We start from the raw sequence: 26058 nt of genomic DNA on the forward strand, positions 1-26058 counted from the left end.
CGCGCCCGGCACGACGCCGGGCGCGCTATGGAATCTATTGACGCACAGGGAGATCTACGGAGCCCACGTACGCGTCGACGCGGCGCCAGCCGGTTCGACGGCCCCACGTACCGATCCATGCGCACGGTTCACCGCGGAGACCACGGCGCGCAGCGATGCGGTGGTGATCGACGGCGCGATGCCCACGCCCCACACGGTCGTGTCGCGACCGTCCACCGTCACGACCGCCTCGACGTAGGCGGCGGCCTGGGCGTCGTCGCCCGCGGACATGGCGTGCTCGCTGTAGTCGAGCACGCGCACGTCGAAGCCGACGGCGGCGATCGCGTCGACGAACGCGGCCAGCGGTCCGTTGCCGTTACCGGAGATCTCCTCCTCCTTGCCGTCGACCTTCACGACGGCGTCGATGTGGTCGATGCCCCCGTCGGTCTCGGACGCGGTCACGCGCTGGCGGATCCGCTCCAGCGGCAGGATCGGATCGATGTACTCGCTCGCGAAGACGTCCCACATCTCCTTGGGCGTGACCTCACCGCCCTCACCGTCGGTGATCGACTGCACGGACTTGCTGAACTCGATCTGCAGCCGCCGCGGCAGCGCCAGGCCGTGGTCGGCCTTCATGATGTAGGTGACGCCGCCCTTGCCGGACTGGCTGTTGACCCGGATCACGGCCTCGTAGGTGCGGCCCACATCCTTGGGGTCGATCGGCAGGTACGGGACCTGCCACAGGATGTCGTCGACATCCGAATCCGAGGCGTCGGCGTCGGCCTTCATCTGGTCCAGGCCCTTGTTGATGGCGTCCTGATGACTACCGGAGAACGCGGTGTACACCAGGTCGCCGCCGTACGGGTGCCGCTCGGGCACGGGCAGCTGGTTGCAGTACTCGACGGTGCGCCGGATCTCGTCGATGTCGGAGAAGTTGATCTGCGGGTCCACACCGCGGCTGAACAGGTTGAGCCCCAGCGTCACCAGACATACGTTGCCGGTGCGCTCGCCGTTGCCGAACAGACAGCCCTCGATGCGATCCGCGCCGGCCTGATAGCCCAGCTCGGCGGCCGCGACACCCTCGCCGCGGTCGTTGTGCGGGTGCAGCGACAGGATGATCGAGTCGCGACGGGCCAGGTTGCGGTGCATCCACTCGATCGAGTCGGCGTATACGTTGGGCGTCGCCATCTCGACGGTGGCGGGCAGGTTGAGGATCATCGGGTTCTCGGGGGTGGGCGCGATGATCTCGGTGACCGCGTCGCAGACCTCCTTGGCGAAGCTCAGCTCGGTGCCGGTGTACGACTCGGGGGAGTACTCGTAGCGCCACTGTGTGTCGGGGTAGCGCTTCTGCTCCTCCAGCACCTTGTGCGCGGCGTGGGTGGCGATCCCCTTGATCGCCCCCTTGTCTGCGCGGAACACCACGCGCCGCTGCAGCACCGACGTGGAGTTGTAGAAGTGCACGATCACCTTGTTCGCGCCGCGGCACGCCTCGAAGGTGCGCGTGATCAGCTCGTCGCGGCACTGGGTCAGTACCTGGATCGTGACGTCGTCGGGGATCGCGCCGTCCTCGATGATCTCGCGGACGAAGTCGTAGTCGGTCTGGCTCGCCGAGGGGAAGCCGACCTCGATCTCCTTGTAGCCCATGCGGACCAGCAGATCGAACATGCGGCGCTTGCGTGCCGGGCTCATGGGGTCGATCAGCGCCTGGTTGCCGTCCCGCAGGTCGACGGCGCACCACAGCGGGGCGTGGCCGATCACGGTGTCGGGCCACGTGCGGTCGGGCAGGGTGACCTTCTCGACCTCGTCGGCGAACGAGCGGTAGCGATGGGCGGGCATCGCGGAGCCGCGCTGGGTGTTCCACGCGGGCTGGCCGGCAGGGGCCGCGCCCGAGGGGGTGACGATGCGCGAGACGCCGGAGGTGAAGGAATCGGCTGCGGGGGTCATCGGGGTTCCTTTGTCGATGAGTGGCCCGATGCGCTCGGTGTGTGCGTCGGGCCGGAAAGGGGATGTTCGGACCGGCGACGCCATTTCACGGCTGAACCCCGCGACGGGGAGCCAGCCCAGATCAGGCCCCGCCGCGGCACCCGAGAAGGAGCACACGCTGCATGCGATGCACGTTACACCGCGCGCCGCGCGGCCTGCAATCGCCCCAGGGCGGGAGGGGTCACCGCTTGCGTAGGGCCGCCCAGGCGATCGCCGCGGTCGCCGCGAGGATCGCGGCGGCCACGCCGACGGTGACGTGGATACCGTCCACCCAGGCCTGCGTCGCAACCGCCGCCAGGCTCGGGTCTCCGTGCACTGCGGCGCGTTCCAGGGTCTCGCCGAGCGTGTCGTCGACCGGGCCTGCGGCCCGGAACACGGCGGTGGCCACCGAACCGAGGACGCCGACGCCGAGCGCCATGCCCAGCTCGAAGCTCATCTCGGATATGGCGGTGGCCTGCCCGGCCCGCTCGGGCGGTGCAGCGTCCAGTGCAACCGCCGACGTGAAGGTGAACAGAGTGCCGTAGCCGGCGCCCGCGACGACGGTGCCGACGATGTACCCCCAGGCGGGCCCGCCCGAGCCGAGTATCAGCAGGAGCAGCTGCCCCGCGGCGGCCGCGAGCAATGCGGCGACGAACGTCGCGCGCCGCCCGAGCCGTGTCTCGATCCACGGGGCGCGCATGGAGAAGTAGGCCACCACCACGGAGGTCGGAATCCCGAGTAGAGCCGCCGCGAGCACGTCGAACCCGAGCACGGACTGCAGGTAGATCCCCGTCAGGTAGCTCATTGCGCCGAATGTCGCCATGGCGCAGACGGTGCCGACGATCGCCACCGCGAACGTGCGGTTCCGGAACAGGTCCAGTGCGAGCAGTGGATGCCGACTCCGCCGCTGCTGCACCACGAATGCGACGAGGACCATCGATCCGACGGCGGCCACCGCCGCCATCGAAATCGACAGGCCATGTGCTGCAACCGTCTTGACGGCGTACACCAGCGGCAGGATCGATCCCAGAGAGAGGATCACACCGAGCACGTCGAACGGTGCCGAGGTGCGGGCCCGGAACTCGGGGATGAGTACCGGACCCGTGAGGAGTAGCAGAACGAACACCGGCACATTGATGAGAAACACCGAGCCCCACCAGAAGTGGTGCAGCAGAAGGCCGCCGATCACGGGCCCGACGGCTGTGCCGAACGAGAACGCCGCCGACCAGATACCGATCGCGAGCGAACGGTCCCGGGCGCGGTTGCCGGCGAACATGTTGCCGATCAGCGCGAGACTCGCGGGCAACAGGGTCGCGCCGCCGACGCCCATCAACGCGCGGGCCGCGATCATCGTGCCCGCGCTGGGCGCGAACGCCGCGAGCACTGATGCCACGCCGAACAGCGAAGCGCCGCATAGCATCAGCCGCCGTCGGCCCCACCGGTCGCCCAGGTTGCCCATCGTGATGAGCAGTCCGGCGAGGAGGAACGGGTAGATGTCGAGGATCCACAGCTGCTGGGCCGCCGATGGGCGGAGGGAATCGGTGATCCGGGGGAGTGCCAGGTACAGCACCGAGGCGTCCATCGATACGAGGAACACGGGCAGCAGTAGGGAGGCCAGGCCGAACCACTGCCGCCGCTGCGCGCGCGGCGCGTCCGCGGCAGCCGGGCGCGGCTCGGTGTGGTGCTGCAACGAACGCCTCTCTTGTCCACGCCTGCGTACGGCGTACGCGGCGATGCGATGAGTACACTGTACGCACGGCGATTCCCGCAGGTCAACCGAGGAGGGGCATGGCGCGACTCACGCGTGACACGATCGTCACCGAGGCGATCGCCCTTGCCGATGCGGGTGGGCTGGACGGGGTGTCGATGCGTAAGATCGCCGACGCACTCGGTGCGGGGGTGATGTCCCTGTACCGGCACGTGCCCGACAAGGACGCGCTACTCGCCGAGATGGCCTCCGCCATCGGTCACCAGTTCCCGTACCCGCCGGAGCTTCTCGGTGATCCCGACTGGCGCGCCCGCGTGCATATCGCCGCCGCGATCGACATGGACCTCTACACGAGCCACCCGTGGGTACTGCTCGCCCATGCCGCCCCACGTGCCGCTGCGGGCGAGCCGAGTGTGCGGTGCTTCGACTGGCTCGTCGAGGCGTTCACCCACCTCACCCGGGACGTGCCGGTCGCCGCCGAATTCGCGCTCCACATATGGACGTACGTGCAGGGCGCAGGCCTCGGAGCCGTCGGTGCGCAGCTCCTGGTCCCGGGCGCCGCGGCCGAGTCGGGATTCGTGGCGGGCCTGCGCGACAACGAGCCGGCGACCCAGCTACCGCGGCTCGCAGCACTCAGGGTGGCGACCCGGGCCGAACTGAGCGACCCGAGCCTGCTGCTGACCAGGGGGGTCGACGCGCTGTGTGACGGCTTCGCCGCGCGCGCCGCGCGCTGAGTCCGGCCTGTCCTCGATTCGCATGGAAACAGACGGAGGAATTGCGAAACGGCCACGATCGGGCGGTGGAGTGCCGATTATCCTGTCGGTTTCATTCGCTCACCCGAGGTCTGCCGGCTCGCCGAACCGCTCACCGAACACGATCTCGTCGAGTGGGAGACGGGTCCGGGGCGCGGCATCACGCTCGGCGACCTCGGGTGCGACGGTGTCGGGCGCTGCGGCGGCGCCGATCGCGATCATGGCCATCGGCCGGTACCCCTCGGGTATGGCGAACGCGTCCCGGGCCCGGTCGGGGTAGAAGCCGGCCATCGGGTGTGCGACGAGCCCGTGCGCCACGGCCTGCAGAATCAACTGCGCGGTGGCCAGCCCCGCGTCGACGTCGGCGTACCTGTCGGGGCGGCCCTCCTCCCGGACCTCGGTACACACGAGCACCAGTGCGCCCGCGTCCTTCGCCCACGTATTGCCGCGGCGTAGCGTCTCGGCGAGGCGCTCGAAGACCCCGTCCCCGCGGCGCCCGGCCACGAACCGGATGGGCTGCATCCCGCCCCACGTGGGCGCCCAGCGGGCGGCATCGAGGATGTCCCGCAGCTGTGCACGGGTCACCTCGGCCGTCGGATCCAGGGATCGGGTGCTGGCACGCCGTTCGAACAGCTCGTGCATGGTGAATCCTCTCGGTCAGATGGCGTGTGGATACACGCTCACCATGTGGGCGCCGTACCAACAGGTGATCACGACGACCGCCGCGCACGTCCATGCCTGCGCAGCCCGGGACCGCCGGGCCAGGGCCACGGCGATCGGGATGAGTAGCACGAACGCGGGCAGTAACAGACGGGGACGCGAGATCATCAGTCCGCCGGAGCCGAGCAGTGAGATCAGGACGAGCGAGCCGTAGAGCATCACCTGCCACGGCATCCCCGACCGCCACGTGACCACCATGAGGACCACCGACAGGCCGAGTAGGCCCACGGTGGACAGGTCCGCGATGTCCGACCCGTTGATCAGGGTGTAGTTGACGAACTGGAACGTCTGCTTCCCGAGGTCGAAGGTAGTGCCCCAGCCGTCGGTCTGCACCTGGAACCACCCGGTCAGCATCCCGGTGTGCCGCGCGACCACCAGGAGCCACGTCAGCCAGCCCACCGGCGCGAGCAGGAGACAGACAGCGGCCCGCACGCGCGCACCGGCCTCGGGTGCGGGCGCCGGCCCAACGTTCCGCCCGGCGAGCAGGCGCTCGCTCGCGAAGACGGTGAGCAGCGCCGCGAGCATGACCACGCCGATGAGTACGACCGCGGTGGGGCGGCACAACCCGGCGACCAGCGTGCAGCCGCCGGCCAACAGCCACCGTCGTTCGAGGAGCCCGACCAGCGCCCAGCCGGCGAGCGCGCAGTACAGCGCCTCCGTGTAGACCATCGACATCACGATCCCCATCGGGGCGGCGACGAACAGCACGGTGGTCAGCAGGCCGACGCGGTCCGCGTAGTGGTCGGGCACCTGCGGCATGGCGTGCGCGCACAGCCGCCCCAGCCGGTACGCGGCGACGGCGGCTGCGGCCCCGAGGACGATATTGACGAGCAGCCCGGCGCGGAAGGCGTTGAGGCCGGGCGCCAGCGCGACGTAGTGCACGAGGATCGGGTAGCCGGGGAAGAAGGCGTACGCGGTGTCGCTGGTATGGATGCCGCGCGCGTCCACGAACCGCCACGGCATGTGGTCGTAGCCGAACGTCGCCAGCCCGATCATCCACTTGCCGTCCCACGCATCGAGCAGGTCGGGAAGGTTCTGGTGCCGCAGCTGCGCGAACCGCGCGAGAACCGCCAGGCCGAGGGCTCGGACGACGAGGAATACGGCGACCGGCAGCCACACCTCCCGGTATCTGGCCGCGATCTCCCCGCTGTGCGCCTGCTCGCCCCGGTTCGACACGGACCGCATAGTACCGACGGGCCGAGTGTCGGCGTCGGGCCGGGACGGCCCGAAAACGGCTACTGTTCCACCCGCTTGATGCCGCATTGCACCTGACCGTCGCCGGAGTGCTTGCTGAGGACCTGGTCGTCGACGGCGATCGAGCAGGTCACGGTGCCCTGCCCCACCACCACGAGCGACAGCGTGCCGTCGGGGATCGTGCCGGAGCCGCTCCAACTCCAGGGCACCGAGCCTGTCGTGGGCACCGACGTCCCGGCCAGCCCGGACACCGTCACCTGCGCGCTCCCGGAGCCGCCCGCCGTCAGGGTGAGCGAGACGAGGGAGCCGTCCGGGACCGCGCTGGGGGTGGCGCTCGGGGTGGCGAAGCCGTCTGAGACGGTGGCCTGTCCCGGCGCTGCGGTGTCGGTGGAAGCCGTGGCGGCGTTCGGCGTGGTCGTGGTCGACGGTGCCGCAGCCTCGCTGAGGGCGGTGGACGGTGCCGCGGTGTCGGACGAGTCGTGGTCACCGATGACGACCGCCGCGAGGATCCCGAGGGCGATCACCAGGATCACGACGAACGAGCCGATCCCGATGAGGAGGCCGCGGTTGCGATTCGGAGGCTTCGGGCCGAATCCGCCGGGCCCGCCGGGCTGCGGGTAGCTCGGCGACGGAGGCTGCCCGTACCCGCTCCGAGGGCCGAGCTGCTGGAAGCCGGGGGTGCCTTGCTGATAGCCGGGGGCGCCCTGCTGGTAGCCGGTACCGCCCCGGGGGTAGCCGCCGTTCGGGTACCCACCTCGGGGACCGCCCCCCTGGGGGTAGCCGCCGCGACGCCCGGGATCGTGACCGGGGTGGTACTGGTTCATCGGCGCCTCCACTACTGTCTCGGTCCCCAGGCTCGCAGAGCGTACCGGGTGGTTCGCTTGGCGCAGGCTTGGCGGGAACTCCGGTCCGACCGGGTCGCGCTGCTTGCTTTCCATGGTCCCGTCGGGCGGTGCCCGCTGCAAGGCGGCCGGGCCCTGCCGGGAATCAGGGCGCGGCACCGTCGGTACGATGAGACCCGCAGGAATACGCACTGGGACACTACGAGGGAGAGGACTGCCGCGTGGCACTCGTCGTCCAGAAGTACGGCGGCAGTTCGGTCGCCTCCGCTGAACGCATCCGCCGGGTGGCAGAACGCATCGTCGAGACCAAGCGGGCGGGCAACGACGTCGTGGTCGTGGTCTCCGCGATGGGAGATACGACCGATGAGCTGCTGGATCTCGCCAACCAGGTCTGCCCGGCGCCGCCGGCGCGTGAGATGGACATGCTGCTGACCTCGGGTGAGCGGATCTCCAACGCCCTGGTCGCGATGGCGATCCACTCGCTGGGTGCCGAGGCGCAGTCGTTCACCGGGTCGCAGGCCGGCGTGATCACCACCAGCAAGCACGGTGCGGCGAAGATCATCGACGTCACGCCGGGCCGGGTGCAGGCCGCGATCGACGAGGGGAAGATCGTGCTGGTCGCGGGCTTCCAGGGCGTCTCGCAGGACACCAAGGACGTCACCACGCTGGGCCGCGGCGGCTCCGACACCACCGCCGTCGCGCTGGCGGCGGCGCTGAAGGCCGATGTGTGCGAGATCTACACCGACGTCGACGGCATCTATACGGCCGATCCGCGGATCGTGCCCGATGCGCGGCACCTCGAGACCGTCTCGTTCGAGGAGATGCTCGAGATGGCGGCCTGCGGGGCCAAGGTCCTCATGCTGCGGTGCGTGGAATACGCCCGTCGTTACAACGTTCCCGTTCATGTGCGCTCGTCGTACTCGACCAAGCCGGGCACCATCGTGTCCGGATCGATGGAGGACATCCCCGTGGAAGAGGCCATTCTCACCGGAGTCGCCCACGACCGCAGCGAGGCCAAGATCACCGTCGTCGGCCTCGACGACAAGCCGGGCTACGCGGGCAAGGTGTTCCGTGCGATCGCCGACGCCGAGATCAACATCGACATGGTGCTGCAGAATGTGTCCAAGGTGGACACCGGCAAGACCGACATCACCTTCACGCTGCCGCGTGAGCTGGGCCCGCTGGGTGTCGAGAAGCTCGAGGCCCTGCGCGCCCAGATCGGGTTCGAGCAGGTGCTCTACGACGATCACATCGGCAAGGTGTCGCTGATCGGTGCGGGGATGAAGTCGCATCCCGGCGTCACCGCGACGTTCTGCGAGGCGCTGTCGGAGGCCGGCATCAACATCGAGCTCATCTCCACATCGGAGATCCGGATCTCGGTGCTGTGCCGCGACACCGAGCTGGACGAGGCGGTCAAGGCGCTGCACGCCGCCTTCGAACTGGGTGGCGACGAAGAGGCCACCGTCTACGGCGGAACGGGGCGATAGTCATGGGCGTACGGGTAGGTGTCGTCGGCGCGACCGGGCAGGTCGGCGCCGTGATGCGGAAGCTGTTGCTGGAGCGGAACTTTCCCGCCGACGAGGTGCGTTTCTTCGCGTCTGCACGCTCGGCCGGGAGGACGCTGCCGTTCGGTGATCGTGAGATCGTCGTCGAGGACGCCGCGACGGCCGACCCGACGGGCCTCGATATCGCGCTGTTCAGCGCCGGGGCGACGATGTCCCGGGTGCAGGCGCCGCGGTTCGCGGAGGCCGGGGTCACCGTCATCGACAACTCCAGCGCGTGGCGCAAGGACCCCGATGTGCCGCTGGTGGTGTCCGAGGTCAACCCCGAGCAGGTGCGGGACCTCAAGAAGGGGATCATCGCGAATCCCAACTGCACCACGATGGCGGCGATGCCGGTGCTCAAGGTGCTGCACGACGAGGCCGGGCTGCGGCGGCTGGTCGTGTCGTCGTACCAGGCGGTCTCGGGTTCGGGACTCGCCGGCGTCGAGGAGTTGGCGACCCAGATCCGCGCCGTGGCGGCGGACGGCGAGAAGCTGGTGCACGACGGTTCGGCGGTCGAGTTCCCCGTGCCGAACCAGTACGTCGCGCCCATCGCGTTCAACGTTCTGCCGCTAGCCGGTTCGCTGGTGGACGACGGCTCGGGCGAGACCGACGAGGACCAGAAGCTGCGCAACGAGTCCCGCAAGATCCTGGGGCTGCCCGACCTGTTGGTGAGTGGCACGTGCGTGCGGGTCCCGGTGTTCACGGGCCACTCGCTCTCGATCAACGCCGAGTTCGACCGTCCGCTGTCGGTACGGCGGGCGCAGGAGTTGCTCGCGAGCGCACCCGGCGTGAAGCTGGTCGACGTCCCGACGCCGCTGGCCGCCGCGGGCGCCGACGAGTCGTTCGTCGGGCGTATCCGCCAGGATCCGGGCGTGCCCGATGGTCGTGGACTCGCGCTGTTCGTCAGCGGTGACAACCTGCGCAAGGGGGCGGCGCTGAACACGGTGCAGATCGCGGAACTGCTGGTCTAGCGCCTACATCCGGCGCATCTGCCCCCAGATGCGTGACCACGGGGTGCTCATCTCGCAATAGCGGATGTCGACATCCGTGGAGGCGGTGGGGAATCCGATTCGGTCCGTGCCGATGTGCCGCAGCAGGGTGCTGCGGGCGCAGTACTTCGCGGCATCGTCGTCGACACCCACCCACACGACGCGGCGTGCGCTGTCCGGCGGCGTGCCCAGCCAGCCGTAGCCGCGCGAGTAGCTGTACACCGGCAGACCGGAGTCGCCGTAGTAGTCGAGAGACCCTGCCTGCCAGTACATCTCGGTGATGATCGCGTCGGGCTTGCGATCCGGTGGCAGGGCGGCAACCGCCTGTTCCACGTCGCGGGTCAGCTCGGGCCAACCGAATTGGCCGTACGGCGTGGTCCGCAGCGTGGCGGATGCGAGATCCTTGGGCGGCGTGATGTGGGACTGGCGTGCCAGAGGTAGGAACACCACGATCGTCGCGACGCCCAGCACCGCGCCGACCGCCAGCAGCGCGCGGAGCACGACCGGCACACCCGCGCCCCCGTCGCTGCGCTCGCCCTGCTCTGTCGATCCCCCGTCGCTGCGCTCGCCCTGCCACCGTCGGGCGAGTTCCACCGAGCCGACCGCGATGAGGACGATGTACAGACCACCCGCATAGTAGGGTCTCCCGGCGACCAGCCACACCGCCGCCGCGAGCAGCAGGAAGGTCACTGCGAGGAATCGGTATGGGCGCCAATCCGGGGCCCGCAGCAGCCACCAGAGGGCGCAGCACGTCAGCACTGCGCCGAGCGGTCCCGCGTACAGCAGCAACAGAGGCAGGTACAGCAGGCGGCCGCCGGTGAGCGCCCCCTCGGCGGCGACCTGCTCGGTGAGGTGGAAGTACGGCCAACCCTGCGAGTTCTGCCAGAGCACGGCCGGCAGTGTCGTGACGACGGTGACGAGCCCGCCCAGCCACAGCGCGGGTCGGCGGAGTAGCTCACGCGGGCCCGCCGCGGCCACGGCGATGGCGAGCGCCACCCAGAACCCGGGAATCAGCCACTTGACTTGCATGTCGATCGCCGTGAGCACGCCGGCGGTCAGCAACAACCGATCGCGGCGGGTGCGTACCCACCGCACCAGCAGGAGGGTGATGGCCGACCAGAACGGTGCGTCGACGGCGTTGGTGGCCAGCAGCTGCGACTGCAGCAGGACGAACGGGGAGAGGCACGCCGCCACCGTCGTCAGGATCTGAGCGCCGCGGCCACCCCCCAGCTCGCGCGCGGTCAGCGCAGCGAGGACGACGGAGGCCAACCCGAGGACGATGCCCGGCAGCCGGAACAGTACGAGGTGCCCGCCCCACCACGACACCCCGACACGGGCCAGGAGAGGGAGCGCGGGCCCCTGGTCGGCATAGCTCACGGACGGGCGATGCCCGGCTCCGATGAAGTAGAGCTCGTCACCGAACAGGTGGTATCGGCTGGACGAGAAGCAGGCGACGGCGGCTCCCACCGCGACGATTGGAAGGATCCAGCGCCACGCGACGGGGGCGGGCGGTGCGGCGAGGGCCGGCGCCGGAGATGCGGTTCGGCCGTCGGCGGTGGTGACGGACGGCATTTCCGGAAGCTAACACAACAACCTGAGTGTTGCCGCGTACCGTCCGCGTCACCGCCCGCCGCGTCAGTTGCCGGTTGCGCGGGAGCCGAGCTCCGTGTCCATGCGGAGTAGGCCCGGGCCGTCGTTGTCGATCAGCTTCAGCCGGCCGACGATCTCGCTGACGGTGGACTCCTCCTCGACCTGCTCGTTGGAGAACCACTGGATCAGCTGCTTCGAGTCGATGTCGTCGATCGCCGCGCGGTAGAGCTCGCGGATCGCTTCCGACACCCGCTCCTCGTGCTTGAGGGCGATCTCGAACGCGTCGAGCACGGAGTCGACCTCGACCTTCGGGGCCGGGACGGCGCCGATCTTCGGGTGGTTGTCACGATCGGTGAGGTGGTCGATCCACTTGTTCGCGTGGGTGATCTCCTCTTCGGCCTGCGTTCGCAGCCAGTTGGCGATCCCCGGCAGGTCGCGCAACTCCATCTCGATGGACAGCTGGCGATACACCAGCGACGCCTCGAACTCGAGCGTGATCTGGTCGTTGAACTTCGTTTCGAGTGCTTCCGGCATCTTCATACGGCTCAGCGTAGGTCCGATTCGGGTGGTCCGCAACGTTGGTAAGCCCAACCTGAATGTAGTGAAATATAGGGCAAGGGAACGTATTTCGGATTGGCAGGCCTAACCTTCGGCGCCCGGGTGACAATGACGACGATGGATTCCGATGCGGTCGACGCCGAGGTCGGGCGAGTGGGCGACGCACTCGCCGAGCGGATCGGTGCGCTCGCCCGCCAGGCGGCGGCGGTGATCCGACGCGAGATCCCTTTCTACGCAACGACAGACGTCGTCAGCGAGGAGCAGACCACGCTGACCATCGAGCGCAACGTCCGGTTCGTGGCGGACGCGCTGCGGTCCTCGTCGCCCTTCGATGTGACGCCTGCGGTGGAGACCGGAGCGTCGCGCGCGCAGGTCGGAGTTCCGCTGCCGGCCGTGATGCACGCCTACCGCGTGACGATGGCACTGGTGTGGCGCGAGATCATCGCGTTCACGGAGGCGGACCCGCCGGTGAGCCGCGCTGCGCTGATTGCGGCGACGCGCCGCCTGTGGGATGCGAACGACGTGTTCACCGACGCCATGGCCGCAGCTCATCGCGAACAGGTCACCCAGATGGTGCTCGACCAGGAGACCGAACGGGCGGCGCTCACCGAGCACCTGTTGCAGGGCCGGATCGACACGGACCAGAGTCTGTGGGAGATCGCGGAGCTACTCCGCATCCCCACGCGGGGACCATATCTCGTGATCGCGGCGACGGTCCCTACGGTGGGGCGCGCGCCGCTCCCGGGAATCGACAACCGGCTCCGTGCCCTCGGTGTGCACTCCGCGTGGCGGCTGCTGCCCGACCAGCAGATCGGGATCGTGTACACGCCCAGCGAGGCCGTCCGGTCGCAGGTGATCGACCTCCTGCGGCGCACGGCGACCACCCGCGTCGGGGTCAGCGCGCCGTTCTCGGAACTGCAGTCCACGCCGCAGGCGTTGCGCTTCGCGCGGGTCGCGCTCGCCGGCCCGGGTGAGGCTGTCACGGTGTTCGACGGTTCGGCGCTGGGGGTCACGGTGGCCTCGGCGCCCGAAGCAGTCATCGAGCTCGCGCGGAACATGCTGGGTGGACTGCTCGATCTGGCCGAGGACGACGCGGGCCCGCTGTTCGAGACGTTCCGGGCGTGGGAGGCCAACGGCGGAAACGTCGCCGCGACCGCGGCGGGACTGTTCTGCCACCCGAACACCGTGCGGCACCGTCTGCGGCGCATCGAGCAACTCACCGGCCGGTCGACGTCGGCGCCGCGCGAGGTGGCGGAGCTCTGCGTGGCGTTCGAGGCGGCCACCCGATTCCGCCTGCGCCGGGACTGAGCGCACAGCCCGCGCGGGAGCGGCGTCCGGCTCGGTTGTGCTCCGTGACACCCATGAGCGCCGGACGTTGTTCCGGTCACCATCGGATTTCGCCGTGTCGGCGCCCACTCTGGATGTAGGCACCAAGAAGGCCCCGGCAGATCCTGGAGAACACGATGATCGAACCCGAGCAGATCCCCACCAGCGCCAACCTCGCGGAGAACCTCGTCGCCGCGGCGGCGGCGGTTCCCGACCGCGTCGCCCTGAAGTGCGGCGACCTCGTCTACACATACGCCGAGTTCGACCGTGCCGCGGCCGGCGTCGCCAGCCTCCTCGCCGACACCGGGATCCGCCCGGGAGATCGGGTGGGCATCATGCTCCCGAACGTCCCGGCGTTCGCGGTCGCGTTCTATGGCGTGTTGCGTGCCGGCGCGGTCGCCGTCCCGATGAACCCGCTGCTCAAGGAGCGCGAGGTGGCCTACTACCTCGGGAACACCGGCGCCGCCCGGCTGCTGGCGACCCCTGCGTTCGCCGGCGCCGCCCAGGCCGGCGCGGCGGCCGTCGGTGCTGCGTGCGCCCTGATCGACGACGCCCTGCTCGCGGACCTCCTGGACGGTGTCGCGCCGCAGGCCGGACCGGTCGCCCGGGCGGCGGACGACACCGCCGTCATCCTGCACACCTCGGGTACCACGGGGAAGCCCAAGGGGGCCGAGCTGACGCACAGCGGCCTGGGGAGCAACGCCGAGATCGCGGCGCGCACGCTGCTCGAGGCCGACGGCGACGACGTCATCATGGGATGCCTGCCGCTGTTCCACGTGTTCGGGCTGACGGCAGGTCTCGACGTGGCCGTCCTGTCCCGCTCCACGATCACTCTGCTGCCCCGTTTCGACGCGGTGAAGGCGCTCGAGATCGTGCGCCGCGACGGCGTCACCGTCTTCGAGGGGGTGCCGACGATGTACTCCGCGCTCCTCGCCGCAGCCGCGGAGGCGGGTGGCGCGGCGGCTCACCCCACGCTGCGGCTCTGCGTGTCGGGCGGTGCCGCTCTGCCCGTGCAGGTGCTGCACGATTTCGAGGCGGCCTTCGGCGCGGCGATCCTCGAGGGATACGGGCTCTCCGAGACGTCGCCGATCGCGGCGTTCAACCACCCGCACCGCATCCGTAAGCCCGGCACCATCGGCACTCCCATCGAGGGCGTCGAGATGCGGGTGGTCGACGGTGCCGGGCAGCCCGTCCTGCCGGGCGAGCGCGGCGAGATCCAGGTGCGCGGCCCCAACGTCATGAAGGGCTACTGGAACCTGCCCGAGGCCACCGCCGCGGCGATCTCGCCGGAGGGCTGGTTCTCGACCGGCGACATCGGCATCGTCGACGCGGACGGCTACTTCTCGATCGTCGACCGCAAGAAGGAGATGATCATCCGCGGCGGCCTGAACATCTACCCGCGGGAGATCGAAGAGGTGCTCTACGAGCACCCGGACGTGGCGATGGCCGCCGTCGTCGGCGTCCCGCACGACACGCTCGGTGAAGAGGTGGCCGCAGCCGTCGAGCTCAGGCCTGGCGCGCAGGCGACCGCCGACGAGCTGCGCGCCTACGTCAAAGACCGCGTCGCCGCCTACAAGTACCCCCGGATCGTCTGGGTCACCGAGGACCTGCCGAAGGGGCCCACCGGAAAGATCCTGAAGCGCGACATCGTGATTCCCGAAGGAGCATCGAAGTGACAACCACCCAGCCGACCGCCGACACCGACGACGGCGAGATCGCCGCCCCGCTCGATCTGCTGCTGGTCAACTCCACGAAGTCGTTCGCCCGGCGCATGCTGCCGAACGGCGCCCTGGCACGGTTCACGCTCGCACTCGCCGGGCAGCCCGTCACCGTCGCCGAGCGTGGCGCGGGCCTGGCCGGCGAGCTCGCCCGGATCGTCGCAGGGCGCAGCGACCGTGCGCCGGGCCGCGGCGACCGCCGATTCAGCGACCCCGCTTGGCAGGGCAACCCGCTGCTGCGCCGGGTCATGCAGAGCTACTTGGCCACGTCCGACGTCGCCGAGCAGCTCTTCATCGACGCCGACCTCGGCTACAAGGACGCGGAGAAGATGAAGTTCGCCCTCGACAACCTCGTCGAGGGTCTCGCTCCCACCAACAACCCGCTGCTCAGCCCGCTCGGTTGGAAGGCGATGATCGACACGGGCGGTCTGTCGGCGGTGCGCGGTGCCAGGGCGTTCGTCCGTGACATGGCGAGTAGGCCGCGCGTGCCCGCGATGGTCGACCCGGGCGCATACTCCGTGGGCGAGACGGTGGCCACCACGCGCGGCACCGTCATCCTCAGGACCCGGGTCTTCGAGCTCATCCAGTACGCGCCGCAGACGACGGAGGTGCGGCAGGCGCCGCTGCTGCTGGTGCCGCCGGTGATCAACAAGTACTACATCATGGACCTCGCCCCGGACCGGAGCCTCGTCGAGTACTACCTGCGCGGCGGACAGCAGGTGTTCGCCGTCTCGTGGCGCAATCCACAGGCGCGGCACCGTGATTGGGGAATGGACAAGTACGGCGAGGCGATCGTGGAGGCGCTCGACACGGCGGCGACGGTGACCGGCAGCGAGAAGGTCAACGTGTTCGCCACCTGTTCCGGGGGAATCCTCACCGCCATGACGCTCGCCCATCTGGCGGCCAGTGGGCGCGGCGACCGGGTCGGCAGCCTCACCCTCGGCGTCACCGTCCTGGACCAGCATCACGCGGGGTTCGCCTCGGCCCTTGCCGACGAGCGCGCGGCGGCGGCCGCGATCCGCACCTCGGCGCACAAGGGCTACCTCGACGGACGCGCGATGGCCGAGATGTTCGCCTGGCTGCGGCCCACCGACCTCGTGTGGCGGTACTGGGTGAACAACTACATCCAGGGCCGCTCGCCGGCGCCCTTCGACGTGCTCTACTGGAATGCCGACACCACCCGGATGACCGCCGCGCTGCACCGCGACATGGTGATGATGGGGCTGCACAACGAGCTCGTGACACCCGGCGCCGCGAAGATGCTCGGCACCCCCGTCGACCTCGGTGCGGTCACCTGCGACTCGTACGTGATCGGCGGGATCGCCGACCACATCTGCCCGTGGCAGGCGACCTACCGCAGCGCGGCGCTGTTGGGCGGCAAGGACAATCGCTATGTACTGTCGTCGAGCGGGCACATCGCGTCGCTGGTGAACCCGCCGGGGAACCGGAAGGCGTCGTACCGCACGGCCCCCGTCGACGCCGAGCTGACGCCCGAGGAGTGGATGGAGTCCGCCGAGAAGCAGGCCGGTTCCTGGTGGCCCGACCATCTGGCCTGGCTGGACGCACACGGCGGGGACCTGGTGCCCGCCCCCACGGCCCTCGGCGCCGCGGGATTCGAGCCGCTCGCGCCCGCGCCCGGCACCTACGTTCTGGAGAGCTGACGTGACCGAATCGGATCCCGCCGACAGTTACATCGCTACCGGCGGGCAGCGCATCCGCGTGCGGTATCGGCGCGGCGTAGGCGTTCCGCTGGTGCTGTGCAACGGCATCGGCGCGAGCCTCGAGGTGTTGGATCCGCTCGTGGAGGCACTGGACCCCGAGCGGCCGGTGCTCCGGTTCGACGTACCCGGGACCGGCGCCTCGCCGGCGTCGGCGCTGCCCTACGGATTCCCTTACCTTGCATGGGTTCTCGGCCGGGTATTGGATCGCATGGACATCGGTGTGGTCGACGTCCTGGGGCTGTCCTGGGGCGGAGCGCTGGCGCAGCAGTTCGCGTTCCAGAATCCGCTGCGCTGCCGGCGCCTCGTCCTGGTCTCCACCGGCACCGGCGCCGTGATGGTGCCGGGGAATCCAGCTGTGCTGGCGAAGATGGTGACTCCCAGGCGGTTCCGTGATCCCGGCTACGGCGCATCGATCGCAGGGCAGCTGTACGGGGGCACCGCGCGTAAGGACAAGGGCGAGCTCACCTCGCTGCTGGTCCGCCAGATGCATGCGGGATCGAAGGCGGGCTACCTGCATCAGCTCATGGCCGGTGCGGTGTGGACGTCGCTCTTCGCGCTGCCGGCGATCCGCCAGCGCACGCTCCTCGTGTTCGGCGAGGACGACCCGATCGTTCCGATGATCAACGGCCGCATCATGAATCGTCTGCTGCCGCGATCCGTGCTGCACCGCCACCGGGGCGGCCACATCCACCTCATCACCGACGCCGACGAACTCGCCCCCGTGATCGACGAGTTCCTCGGACCACCACGTACCGCGAACCGCCGTGGACCGCTCGCCGGCGGCCGCCTCACCCCAGGAGACTGACCCATGACCACAACGGCCCGCCGCACCCCGCGGATCGGCGTCGACGCCGAGGACTTCTACCACTTCGAATCGCTCCTGCACCCCACGGAGCGGGACCTGCTGCATCGCGTCCGCGAGTTCATGACCACGCAGGTGCAGCCGCTGTTGCTCGAGAACTGGTCGAAGGCGACCTTTCCGTCCGAGATCGTGCCGGGATTCGCACAGTTGGGGATCGCCGGGCTGCCGTACCGGGAGCCCGGCTGTCCCGGCGGCAGATATCTCCTCGACGGCATGATCGCGATGGAGATCGCCCGCACCGACCCGTCGATCGCGACCTTCCACGGCGTGCACAGCGGGCTGGCGATGGGTTCGATCGCGTTGTGTGGGTCGCCGGAGCAGCGTGAGCGGTATCTTCCGCGGATGGCGCGGCTCGAGCTCATCGGCTCGTTCGGCCTGACGGAGCCGGCCGTCGGCTCCGGCACCGCGGGCGGCCTGACGACCACGGCGCGCCGCGACGGCGACGCGTGGGTGCTCGACGGCGCCAAGAAGTGGATCGGCAACGCGCCGATCGGGGACATCACCGTGATCTGGGCGCGCGACGTCGAGGACGACCGGGTCAAGGGCTTCGTGGTCGCCAACGACTCGCCGGGCTTCACGGTGGAGAAGCAGGAGCACAAGTTCGCGCTGCGCATCGTGCAGAACGGGTTGATCACGCTCGACGGTGTGCGGGTGACCGAGGCCGACCGGTTGCAGGGCGCCGACTCGTTCGCCGATACCGCCGCCGTGCTGCGGTTGACACGTGCCGGCGTCGCGTGGATGGCGGTCGGCTGCGCCCGCGGCGCGTACGAGAACGCTCTCCGCTACGCCGTCGAGCGCGAGCAGTTCGGCCGGCCGATCGCCGGCTTCCAGCTGGTCCAGGACCTGCTCGTGCGCATGCTGGGCAACATCACCACGTCGTGGGGCATGTGCGCGCAGCTGTCGCAGCTGCAGGACAGCGGCGAGGCTGAGGACCGGCACTCGTCCCTGGCGAAGGCCGTGTGTACCGTGCGCATGCGCGAGACGGTCGGCTGGGCGCGCGAGCTGATGGGCGGCAACGGGATCCTGCTGGACTACAACGTCGGGCGGTTCGTCGCCGACGCCGAGGCCATCTACTCCTACGAGGGCACCCGGGAGATGAACACCCTGATCGTCGGCAAGGCGATCACCGGCCTCAGCGCCTTCGTGTGAACCGTGTTGCAGCGGCGCAGGATCGGATCGGATTCTCTGGAACGATTCCAGGTAGCGCGACCGGGGCGTATGGTGGCCGCATGCAGGACGCGGCAGCCGGCGGCTCCCCCGAGGAGCGTCTGCGCGCTGTCGGGCTGCGGATCACCGCGCCGCGGGTCGCCGCATTGACCTTCCTGGACGAGCACCCGCACGCCACGGCCGACGATGTCGCCGAGGGCCTGCGGGCAGGTCTCGGTGCGGTAGCGACGCAGACGGTGTACGACGTGCTCCGGGCCTGCTCGGAGCGTGGCCTGCTGCGGCGCATCGAGCCCGCAGGGTCGGCCGTCCGGTACGAGGTGCGGGTGGGCGACAACCACCACCACCTGGTGTGCCGACAATGCGCGGCCGTGGTGGACGTCGACTGCAGCGTCGGCGCGGCACCCTGCCTGACGCCCAGCGACGACCACGGTTTCGTGATCGACGAGGCCGAGGTGACGTTCTGGGGAGTGTGCCCGGAATGCCAAGCAGCGCAGGCCGACCCGAACCGACGGACCGTGGGCGACGGCGGCGGTACGGTGGAGGCGCCGGCCGGGGCCATCACGCCACGGGCCGGATAACCGAGCATCAGTTGAGCCATCGAGAACCATCGACCCACAAGGAGTCCTTCATGAGCCTGGACGTCGTCTACACCATCTCCTCGACCGCGACCGGTGGCGGCCGCGACGGACACGTGAAGTCGGCCAGCGGCCGCCTCGACCTCGACACGCGCCCACCCAAGGAGATGGGCGGCAGCGGCGAGGGGACCAACCCCGAGGAGCTGTTCTCGGCCGGTTACGCGGCCTGCTTCCTGGGTGCGATCCATGCCGTCGCGCGGGGCGAGAAGGTCGCCGTGCCCGCGGACACGACGGTGTCGGTCACCGTCGGCTTCGGCAAGACCGACACGGGCTTCGGCATCAACGCGGCCATCGCCGCATCGCTGCCCGGCCTCGATCAGGCCGCCGCCGAGGCGCTCGTCGCCAAGGCACACGAGCTGTGCCCGTACTCCAACGCCACCCGCGGGAACATCGACGTCGATCTGACCACGTCGGTCTAGTCCGCTCGACGAGTCGAGCCGCTCACCCTCCGGTGGGCGGCTCGCTGTGTGTCGTACGGTGTCAGCGGGTCAGGGTCCACGCGTACAGGCGCCGCGTCAGCGCCAGCACCAGCACGTAGCCCACCATCAGCGCGGCCGCCGCCACCGCGAGCAGCCCGGCCATCGGCTGGCCGTTGTGGTCGATCGCGTACACACTCGTCGCGTCCGTGTAGCTGCGGCGCAACCCCAGCAGTACCAGGCCGGCCGACAGCGCGAACTCCACGAATGCCGCAGCCCAGAACAGTGCCGCCGCCCAGCGGACGCCGAACAGGCCGGGTAGCCCCAGCACGGCGAGCGCCGCACATACGACGAGCGACGCGATGCATACCGCGAGCACCGCGGCCGTCCGCACCCCCAGCGGCGACGAGACGAGCCCGGCGGCACCGTCGGGCCCGCCGGCCGCCAGCAGCGCCGACGTCTGCACGATCCCGGCGACGGCCAGCGCGGCCGAGCCTGCGCCGCATGCCAGCGACACGAGCACCCAGAGCAGGACGGCGGGTCCCCGTCGGGTCCGGGCCACGGATCAGCCCAGCCGTGCCTTGACAGCCGCAGACAGCCGCTTGCCGTCGGCGGCGCCAGCGGCCTTCGCCGTCGCGACCTTCATGACCTGGCCCATGTTGCGCACCGTCGGCTCGGCGCCGAGCTCCGCGCGCACCTGCGCGACGGCCTCGTCGGCCAAGGCGGCCACCTCGTCGTCACCCAGCTGCGTGGGTAGGTAGCGGGACATCACGTCGGCCTCGGCGCGCTCCTGATGAGCCAGCTCCGGACGACCGTTCGTCTCGAACAGCTCGGCCGCCTCGCCGCGCTTCTTGACCTCCCGGGCCACCACCTTGAGGAACTCGTCGTCGGTGAGCGCGTGGGCCGTACCCGAGGTCTCCTCGGTCTGGATCGCGGACAGCAGCATCCGGAGCGTGCCGGTGACCAGCGTGTCCTTGGCCTTCATGGCCTCTTTGAGGTCGGCACGGATCGCGGTCTTCACTTCAGACATGGGTTCAACCGTACGCGGGCGCTGCAGCAGGTGTGGCGTGGCGCCCGGCTGCGTATCCTGGGGCAATGGCAGTTTCTGTGCGCAGTCTCCCGCTTCCTGGACTCCCGGCCGGCGTGGCCCGGGCGGGCGCGGGTCTCGTCGGTGCCGGTCTGGGCGCCGTCGCCTATGCGACGGTATTCGAGCGCAACGCGTTCACCCTGCGGGAACAGACGATGCCGATCCTGCCGCCCGGCTCGCCCACTCTGCGGATCCTGCACATCTCGGACCTGCACATGACGCCCGGGCAGCGCCTCAAGCAGGCCTGGGTCCAGGAACTCGCGAAGCTCGAGCCCGACCTGGTGGTCGACACCGGCGACAACCTCTCGCACCCGCGCGCGGTGCCGTCGGTCGTGCAGGCGCTCGATGGGCTGCTGAGCGTGCCCGGATTGTTCGTGTTCGGCTCCAACGACTACTTCGGGCCCACCCCCAAGAACCCGGCGAAGTACTTCGACAAGAACCACGAGCGGGTACACGGCGAGCCGCTGCCCTGGCAGGACCTGCGCGCGGCGTTCGCAGAGCGGGGCTGGTTGGACGCCACCCATGCGCGACGCAGGCTGACGGTGGGCGGGGTCACGATCGCCGTCGCCGGGGTCGACGACCCGCACATCGAGCGTGACCGATACGACACCGTCGCCGGCCGGGCCGACGCCAGCGTCGACCTGCGCCTGGGACTGACGCATTCGCCCGAGCCGCGGGTCCTCGACCGGTTCGCCGAGGACGGTTACGACCTCGTGCTCGCCGGGCATACGCACGGCGGGCAGCTGTGTCTCCCGGTGTACGGCGCGTTGGTGACGAACTGCGGGCTCGACCGCTCGCGGGTCAAGGGCGCGTCGGCCTGGGGCTCGCACATGCGATTGCATGTGAGCGCCGGTCTGGGCACCAGCCCGTGGGCGCCGTTCCGCACCTTCTGCCGGCCCGAGGCATCCCTGTTGACGCTGATCGGCGCGCCCGTCAAGGACGTCGCAGCGGAGGTCGGCCCCGAGCTCGCCGCGCCGGCCTCGCTGTCCTGACCCCGTGTTCCGACCTGGTGTCCTGACCTGGCGATTTCAGGTCGATGCGAGCGCTGTAGTAAGCTCATCCAGGTTGCAAAACGGGGTGTGGCGCAGCTTGGTAGCGCGCTTCGTTCGGGACGAAGAGGTCGTGGGTTCGAATCCCGCCACCCCGACTCGTTGGTCGAGACGACGGCAGGGCCCCTGGTCAGCAGAGATGCTGGTCAGGGGCCTTACTCGTGCCCGGGGCCGGCGGCTGCTCCGGAGGAGCCAGTCCGCAGCTGGTCCGCAGTAGATTCAGTCTCGCGTCAGGCCTCTACGCCTAGATCGCGCGAGCCGATCACTCGGACCGTGTCAGGACGTGCAGGAACTCGTGGTTGACGAAGAGAATCTCTCTGCCGACTTTGACGTCACGGAGCAGGCCGGCCGAGACCAGCGAGTGCAGCCAGCCCGACGCAGTTTGGCGCGACACCTCACAGCGCTCGACGACCGTGCTGATGCGGCAGTAGGGCTGCTCGAAGAGCACCGCTAGGAATCGGGCGTCGCGACCCCCCGCTGTCGCGTCGCGAGCTCGGTCGGCGATGTCGTTCTGACACGTCCGAATGGAGCTGATCTTCCTCGTCGTGGACGTGGCCGACTCGCGGACAACCTCCAGGATGTACAGGATCCACTCGACCCAAGCGTCTTCGGCCGTCACCGCTCGCAACAGTCGGTAGTAGTCGTTCTTATGAGCAATGATGGCGCGTGAGAGGTACAGGATCGGGTCGCGCAGCAGGCCGGCCTCGATCAGCATCAGGATGTTGATCACACGGCCGGCGCGCCCGTTGCCATCGTGGAATGGGTGGATCGCCTCGAACTGATAGTGGCTCACAGCCATCCGCACCAGCGGATCGAGTCATCTTCGGCATGGACGAATCGCTCCCACGCCGAGAGCTTCTCACGGATGAGGTCGGCCCCTTCCGGCGGCGAGTAGACGATATCCCTGGTCGTCGGGTTGGCGATCCGGGTGCCGGGCACCGCACGAACGTCCATCTCACGCCCCTGCAGTGCCGTGCAGATCCGAGCCGCAGTGGTGGCTGTAAGCGGCCGGCTTCTGATCGAATCAACGCCGACCAACAGCGCGCTCCGGTAACGAAGCGCCTCCTTGGTGGCGTGGTCCCCTCCACCCGACTCGGCGTGCTTGAACAGCTCGTCAGCCGTGGTCACAATGTTCTCGATCTCCGAGCTCGCCTGCGCCTCGAGCAGCGGGACAGCGTGGATGAGGATGTTGGGATTCGGTAGCAGTTGGCCGGCCTGAGCAAGTGTGGCCAGCGCGGTCCGGGCCTCGACGGTGGCCTTGAGCACGGGCTTGGGCTCGAGATCGAGTCCGGTTGGCGGGAGCGGCGGCAAGTCGTTGAAGGACACTTCCGGATTCCAGGACACGTGTCAGCTCCTTCAACCCATCCGGACAACGCGTTAAGATTGATCGGAAAACCTAACACGTTTTCAGAACGTGTCAGATTTCTCGACACGTGGCCCCGCTCCGAGTACGTGCCTCCCGGGGCATGCGACTCGCCGTCCCAACGGGATGCCGGCCTGCACGGCCACGCGGTCCGAACGACGGACGGCCTGACCTGCCCGGCCTCGATTCGCGTCACTCCGCAAGGTCCAGGTGACAGAAAAAGATTCTGGGGGCGTGTCGAAATGAGTGCCGCCCGATCGACGTACGTGCAAGCAGAGGATCCACACCTACAGGAGGACTGATCGACATGCCGCGTTTCATGGGTTTCGTACGGATGGAAGAGAACGTCGGCACGCCGCCGCAGGCGCTGTTCGACGCGATGGACACCTACATCGGGCAGCAGGCCGCGAAGGGCGTGTTCCTCGACGGCGGCGGCCTGTACGGCACCGAGGACGCGGTGAACTTCGTGGTCCGTAAGGGCGAGATCACCCGGGTCGACGGTCCGTACGCCGAGGCGAAGGAGATCGTCGGCGGGTGGGCGATCCTCCAGTACGACACCGTCGAGCAGGCCGTCGCCGAGCAGCAGGAGTTCGCCGACCTGCACGCGAAGTACTGGCCAGAGGTCACGATGGTCGCGACTCTGCGGCAGATCTCCGACGGGCCCGAGCAGCCCGCACCCTGACGGTGCTCGCGCGGTGGTCCTACGCTGGCCTGGTGCCAGCGCAGACCGCCGCCGACGCGATCACCGCCGCGTGGCGGGCCGAATCGGCCCGCCTCGTGGGCGCTCTCACTCGCATGACCCGCAGCGTCCAACTCGCCGAGGATCTGGCTCAAGACGCCCTGGTCGCCGCTCTCGAGCAGTGGCCTGCCTCGGGGGTGCCGGACAATCCCGCGGCCTGGCTGATGACCACTGCCCAGCGCCGCGGTATCGACCAGATCCGTCGCGCCGAGACGCTCCGCCGCAAGACCGCGGAGATCGGGCACACCCTGCGGGAGGAGGACGCTATGCCGGACCTCGATGAGCAGGTGGACTACATCGAGGACGACGCCCTTCGTCTGATCTTCCTGTCCTGCCATCCGTCGCTGACCCCGGAGTCCCGCGCCGCACTCACGCTCCGGGTAGTCGGCGGACTCAGCACCGGCGAGATCGCTCGCGGCTTCCTGGTCACCGAAAAAGCCATGGGCCAGCGGATCTCCCGCGCCAAGAAGACCCTCACCACCTCCCGCGCCGAGTTCGAGCTGCCGAGCGGCGAGGACCGGGAGCGTCGCCTCGACGACGTGATGGCTGTGATCTACCTGATCTTCAACGAGGGCTACTCCGCGACCGCGGGCGACGACTGGATGCGACCCGAGCTCGCTCACGAGGCCATGCGGTTGGCTCGTATGCTTGCCCTCCTCGCCCCCGACGAGCCCGAGATCCACGGCCTGCAGGCGCTGTTGGAGATCCAGGGATCGCGGATGGACGCGCGCGCCGATGCCGAGGGCCGACCGATCCTGCTGGCGGACCAGGACCGAGGCCGGTGGGATCAACTGCTCATCCGTCGGGGCCTCGGAGCGCTGCGCAGCGCAGAGGAACTCGCCGCCCGCGGCAAACCGGTCGGGCGGTACTACCTGCAAGCGGCGATCGCGGCTCAGCACGTCCGTGCCACCACCGCCGCGGACACCGACTGGCCTCGGATCGCGGCTCTGTACGATATCCTGGCCGATGCCGCTCCGGGACCGGTGGTCGACGTGAACCGTGCGGTCGCGCACGGGCGGGCCTTCGGCCCCGACGCCGGCCTGCAGGTACTGGCGGAACTCGAGCCCGCAGCGCTCGGCGATTCCCCGCTGATCCCGAGCGTGCGCGGAGATCTCCTCTTCCGGGCCGGACGGTACGCCGAGGCCGGCGAGGCCTTCACCGAGGCGGCGAGTCGCACCCGCAATGCGGCTGAGCGGAGCGTTCTGATGCGCCGGGCGCGCGAGAGCCTCGCGGAAGACAGGCTGGTTCACGAGTCGAATCAGGGACCCGCTACGTAGCGGTGACGGGCACAGTCCGGGGGGAGGGATAGCGCTCGACGCCGCGCCGGGCACCCGGTCAGCGCAGCAGCTGATCAGGGCCGGGGCAGCGTGCTGAGAATTCGCTCGAGGCCGAGACCGAAGAGGTCGTCGTCGGACCAGGTCCCCTCGGCGAAGCCCGACGTGCTGAGCGTGGGGTAGACGTCCCGTAGGCCGACGATGTGTGCCTGCGCCTTCTCGGCGATGGTGGGATCGTCCAGTCGGCGCCAGGTGGCATCGGTCATCGCGGCTCCGATGACGAAGTTGGACAGCAGCCGCGAGGTGGCCGCCAGGTCGGCACCGGACAGACCTGTGCGGGTCAGCGTCGCCTGGAGGAATTCGGTCCGTGCCAAGACGTTCGGACCGAGAAGGGGACGACCGAGCAGGTTGGGCGACCACGGGTGCGCGAGCATCGCAGCGCGCCATCCGACCAGCAACGAACGAACCGCAGAGCGCGGATCGGGGCCGGGCTGGGGGATCGATACCTCGCCGACGATGTTGTCGACCGCGAGGTCCAGCAGGTCCTCCTTGGTCGCGACGTGCCAGTAGAGCGCCGTCGAGGTCACGCCCAGACGCTGGGCGAGCCGACGCATCGTCAACCGTTCCGCGCCGTGCGCATCGAGCTCGGCGACCGCCGCGGTGACGATCCGCTCGAGGGTGAGTGGCGCGACGCGACGCGGCGACCGCTCCGCCCCACTGCGAAGCCACAGGACGTCGTCGGCGCCCGCGTCGGCCGACGGTGGTCGGGTTCCGCCCGTGTGGGGTCGTCCGGTGGTCATGAAAGTAGAGCTTACCCGCGTGACGTTCGTACATATCAGTGGTACGGTAACTTACCGACGATA

25 protein-coding genes and 1 tRNA gene are annotated in these 26058 nt (G+C 69.4%); 14 read left to right on the forward strand and 12 right to left on the reverse strand.

Going from position 1 to position 26058, the window contains the following annotated elements:
- Positions 1-54: 54 nt before the first annotated feature.
- Together leuA and ABD908_RS05010 are read right to left on the reverse strand one after the other, a co-directional pair.
- Positions 55-1923, reverse strand: a complete 1869-nt coding sequence (gene leuA, locus ABD908_RS05005) for a 2-isopropylmalate synthase (protein ID WP_344991758.1) — start codon at positions 1921-1923, stop codon at positions 55-57.
- 220 nt (positions 1924-2143) lie between these two features.
- Entirely contained in the window at positions 2144-3631 is a 1488-nt protein-coding gene (locus ABD908_RS05010; RefSeq protein WP_344991761.1) for an MFS transporter, read from the reverse strand.
- Positions 3632-3729: 98 nt separating this feature from the next.
- Here ABD908_RS05010 and ABD908_RS05015 point away from each other — a divergent pair, with 98 nt between their 5' ends.
- Positions 3730-4383 (forward strand): TetR/AcrR family transcriptional regulator, encoded by a 654-nt coding sequence (locus ABD908_RS05015; RefSeq protein WP_344991764.1) that lies wholly within the window; start codon positions 3730-3732, stop codon positions 4381-4383.
- 99 nt (positions 4384-4482) lie between these two features.
- Here the strand turns inward: ABD908_RS05015 and ABD908_RS05020 are convergent, their stop codons facing one another.
- From ABD908_RS05020 to ABD908_RS05030, 3 genes are read right to left on the reverse strand one after another with little or no spacing between them, the layout of a single operon-like run.
- The gene (locus ABD908_RS05020; RefSeq protein ID WP_344991767.1) at positions 4483-5043 is read right to left on the reverse strand and encodes a nitroreductase family protein; all 561 of its coding nucleotides are present in this window, start codon (positions 5041-5043) and stop codon (positions 4483-4485) included.
- Between the two features lie 15 nt (positions 5044-5058).
- On the reverse strand, positions 5059-6306 hold the full coding sequence (locus ABD908_RS05025) for a hypothetical protein (RefSeq protein ID WP_344991770.1): 1248 nt from the start codon (positions 6304-6306) through the stop codon (positions 5059-5061).
- 50 nt (positions 6307-6356) lie between these two features.
- On the reverse strand, positions 6357-7139 hold the full coding sequence (locus ABD908_RS05030; RefSeq protein WP_344991772.1) for a hypothetical protein: 783 nt from the start codon (positions 7137-7139) through the stop codon (positions 6357-6359).
- A 239-nt stretch (positions 7140-7378) separates the two neighbouring features.
- Between ABD908_RS05030 and ABD908_RS05035 the strand changes: the two genes are divergently transcribed.
- On the forward strand, positions 7379-8644 hold the full coding sequence (locus ABD908_RS05035) for an aspartate kinase (protein WP_344991775.1): 1266 nt from the start codon (positions 7379-7381) through the stop codon (positions 8642-8644).
- A gap of 2 nt (positions 8645-8646) precedes the next feature.
- Positions 8647-9672, forward strand: coding sequence for an aspartate-semialdehyde dehydrogenase (locus ABD908_RS05040; RefSeq protein ID WP_344991778.1), 1026 nt, complete (start codon positions 8647-8649; stop codon positions 9670-9672).
- A gap of 3 nt (positions 9673-9675) precedes the next feature.
- On the opposite strand, the gene ABD908_RS05045 is transcribed toward ABD908_RS05040, so the two are convergent.
- Positions 9676-11262, reverse strand: a complete 1587-nt coding sequence (locus ABD908_RS05045) for an ArnT family glycosyltransferase (protein WP_344991781.1) — start codon at positions 11260-11262, stop codon at positions 9676-9678.
- Positions 11263-11325: 63 nt separating this feature from the next.
- Positions 11326-11820 (reverse strand): ferritin, encoded by a 495-nt coding sequence (locus ABD908_RS05050; RefSeq protein WP_344991784.1) that lies wholly within the window; start codon positions 11818-11820, stop codon positions 11326-11328.
- Positions 11821-11955: 135 nt separating this feature from the next.
- Here ABD908_RS05050 and ABD908_RS05055 point away from each other — a divergent pair, with 135 nt between their 5' ends.
- The 7 genes from ABD908_RS05055 (at position 11956) to ABD908_RS05085 (ending at position 19686) form a co-directional block, all read left to right on the forward strand.
- A complete protein-coding gene (locus ABD908_RS05055; RefSeq protein WP_344991787.1) occupies positions 11956-13146 on the forward strand; it encodes a PucR family transcriptional regulator in 1191 nt (396 codons plus the stop codon).
- A 155-nt stretch (positions 13147-13301) separates the two neighbouring features.
- Positions 13302-14840, forward strand: a complete 1539-nt coding sequence (locus ABD908_RS05060) for a long-chain-fatty-acid--CoA ligase (RefSeq protein WP_344991789.1) — start codon at positions 13302-13304, stop codon at positions 14838-14840.
- Positions 14837-16543: a PHA/PHB synthase family protein gene (locus ABD908_RS05065; protein ID WP_344991792.1), complete on the forward strand. Its 1707-nt coding sequence runs from the start codon at positions 14837-14839 to the stop codon at positions 16541-16543. Before ABD908_RS05060 ends, ABD908_RS05065 begins: the two co-directional genes overlap by 4 nt.
- 1 nt (position 16544) lies before the next feature.
- A complete protein-coding gene (gene phaZ, locus ABD908_RS05070) occupies positions 16545-17408 on the forward strand; it encodes a poly(3-hydroxyalkanoate) depolymerase (RefSeq protein WP_344991795.1) in 864 nt (287 codons plus the stop codon).
- A gap of 3 nt (positions 17409-17411) precedes the next feature.
- On the forward strand, positions 17412-18614 hold the full coding sequence (locus tag ABD908_RS05075) for an acyl-CoA dehydrogenase family protein (RefSeq protein WP_344991798.1): 1203 nt from the start codon (positions 17412-17414) through the stop codon (positions 18612-18614).
- A gap of 80 nt (positions 18615-18694) precedes the next feature.
- Positions 18695-19210 (forward strand): Fur family transcriptional regulator, encoded by a 516-nt coding sequence (locus ABD908_RS05080; protein ID WP_344991801.1) that lies wholly within the window; start codon positions 18695-18697, stop codon positions 19208-19210.
- 50 nt (positions 19211-19260) lie between these two features.
- A complete protein-coding gene (locus tag ABD908_RS05085; protein WP_344991804.1) occupies positions 19261-19686 on the forward strand; it encodes an organic hydroperoxide resistance protein in 426 nt (141 codons plus the stop codon).
- Between the two features lie 61 nt (positions 19687-19747).
- On the opposite strand, the gene ABD908_RS05090 is transcribed toward ABD908_RS05085, so the two are convergent.
- Both ABD908_RS05090 and ABD908_RS05095 read right to left on the reverse strand, forming a co-directional pair.
- Positions 19748-20245, reverse strand: a complete 498-nt coding sequence (locus ABD908_RS05090; protein WP_344991807.1) for a hypothetical protein — start codon at positions 20243-20245, stop codon at positions 19748-19750.
- Positions 20246-20248: 3 nt separating this feature from the next.
- Positions 20249-20713 (reverse strand): GatB/YqeY domain-containing protein, encoded by a 465-nt coding sequence (locus ABD908_RS05095; RefSeq protein ID WP_344991810.1) that lies wholly within the window; start codon positions 20711-20713, stop codon positions 20249-20251.
- Between the two features lie 65 nt (positions 20714-20778).
- On the opposite strand from ABD908_RS05095, the gene ABD908_RS05100 reads away from it, so the two are divergent.
- Complete coding sequence (locus tag ABD908_RS05100) at positions 20779-21762, forward strand: metallophosphoesterase (protein ID WP_344991813.1); 984 nt, start codon at positions 20779-20781, stop codon at positions 21760-21762.
- An 81-nt stretch (positions 21763-21843) separates the two neighbouring features.
- Positions 21844-21917: transfer RNA gene (locus tag ABD908_RS05105), tRNA-Pro, on the forward strand.
- Positions 21918-22081: 164 nt separating this feature from the next.
- On the opposite strand, the gene ABD908_RS05110 is transcribed toward ABD908_RS05105, so the two are convergent.
- Together ABD908_RS05110 and ABD908_RS05115 are read right to left on the reverse strand one after the other, a co-directional pair.
- Positions 22082-22618: a Fic family protein gene (locus ABD908_RS05110; RefSeq protein ID WP_344991816.1), complete on the reverse strand. Its 537-nt coding sequence runs from the start codon at positions 22616-22618 to the stop codon at positions 22082-22084.
- Complete coding sequence (locus ABD908_RS05115; protein ID WP_344991819.1) at positions 22609-23145, reverse strand: Fic/DOC family N-terminal domain-containing protein; 537 nt, start codon at positions 23143-23145, stop codon at positions 22609-22611. The genes ABD908_RS05110 and ABD908_RS05115 overlap by 10 nt, the downstream gene beginning before the upstream one ends.
- Before the next feature lie 371 nt (positions 23146-23516).
- Between ABD908_RS05115 and ABD908_RS05120 the strand changes: the two genes are divergently transcribed.
- Both ABD908_RS05120 and ABD908_RS05125 read left to right on the forward strand, forming a co-directional pair.
- Positions 23517-23864 carry a YciI family protein gene (locus ABD908_RS05120; protein WP_344991823.1) on the forward strand — a complete coding sequence of 116 codons (348 nt, stop codon included), beginning with the start codon at positions 23517-23519 and terminating at the stop codon, positions 23862-23864.
- A 32-nt stretch (positions 23865-23896) separates the two neighbouring features.
- Complete coding sequence (locus ABD908_RS05125; protein WP_344991826.1) at positions 23897-25198, forward strand: RNA polymerase sigma factor; 1302 nt, start codon at positions 23897-23899, stop codon at positions 25196-25198.
- Between the two features lie 74 nt (positions 25199-25272).
- On the opposite strand, the gene ABD908_RS05130 is transcribed toward ABD908_RS05125, so the two are convergent.
- Positions 25273-25995 carry a TetR/AcrR family transcriptional regulator gene (locus ABD908_RS05130; protein ID WP_344991829.1) on the reverse strand — a complete coding sequence of 241 codons (723 nt, stop codon included), beginning with the start codon at positions 25993-25995 and terminating at the stop codon, positions 25273-25275.
- Between the last annotated feature and the right edge of the window lie 63 nt (positions 25996-26058).

Origin of the sequence: Tsukamurella soli (assembly GCF_039541155.1) — a bacterium.
In the GTDB taxonomy this organism is placed as follows: Bacteria; Actinomycetota; Actinomycetes; order Mycobacteriales; family Mycobacteriaceae; genus Tsukamurella; species Tsukamurella soli.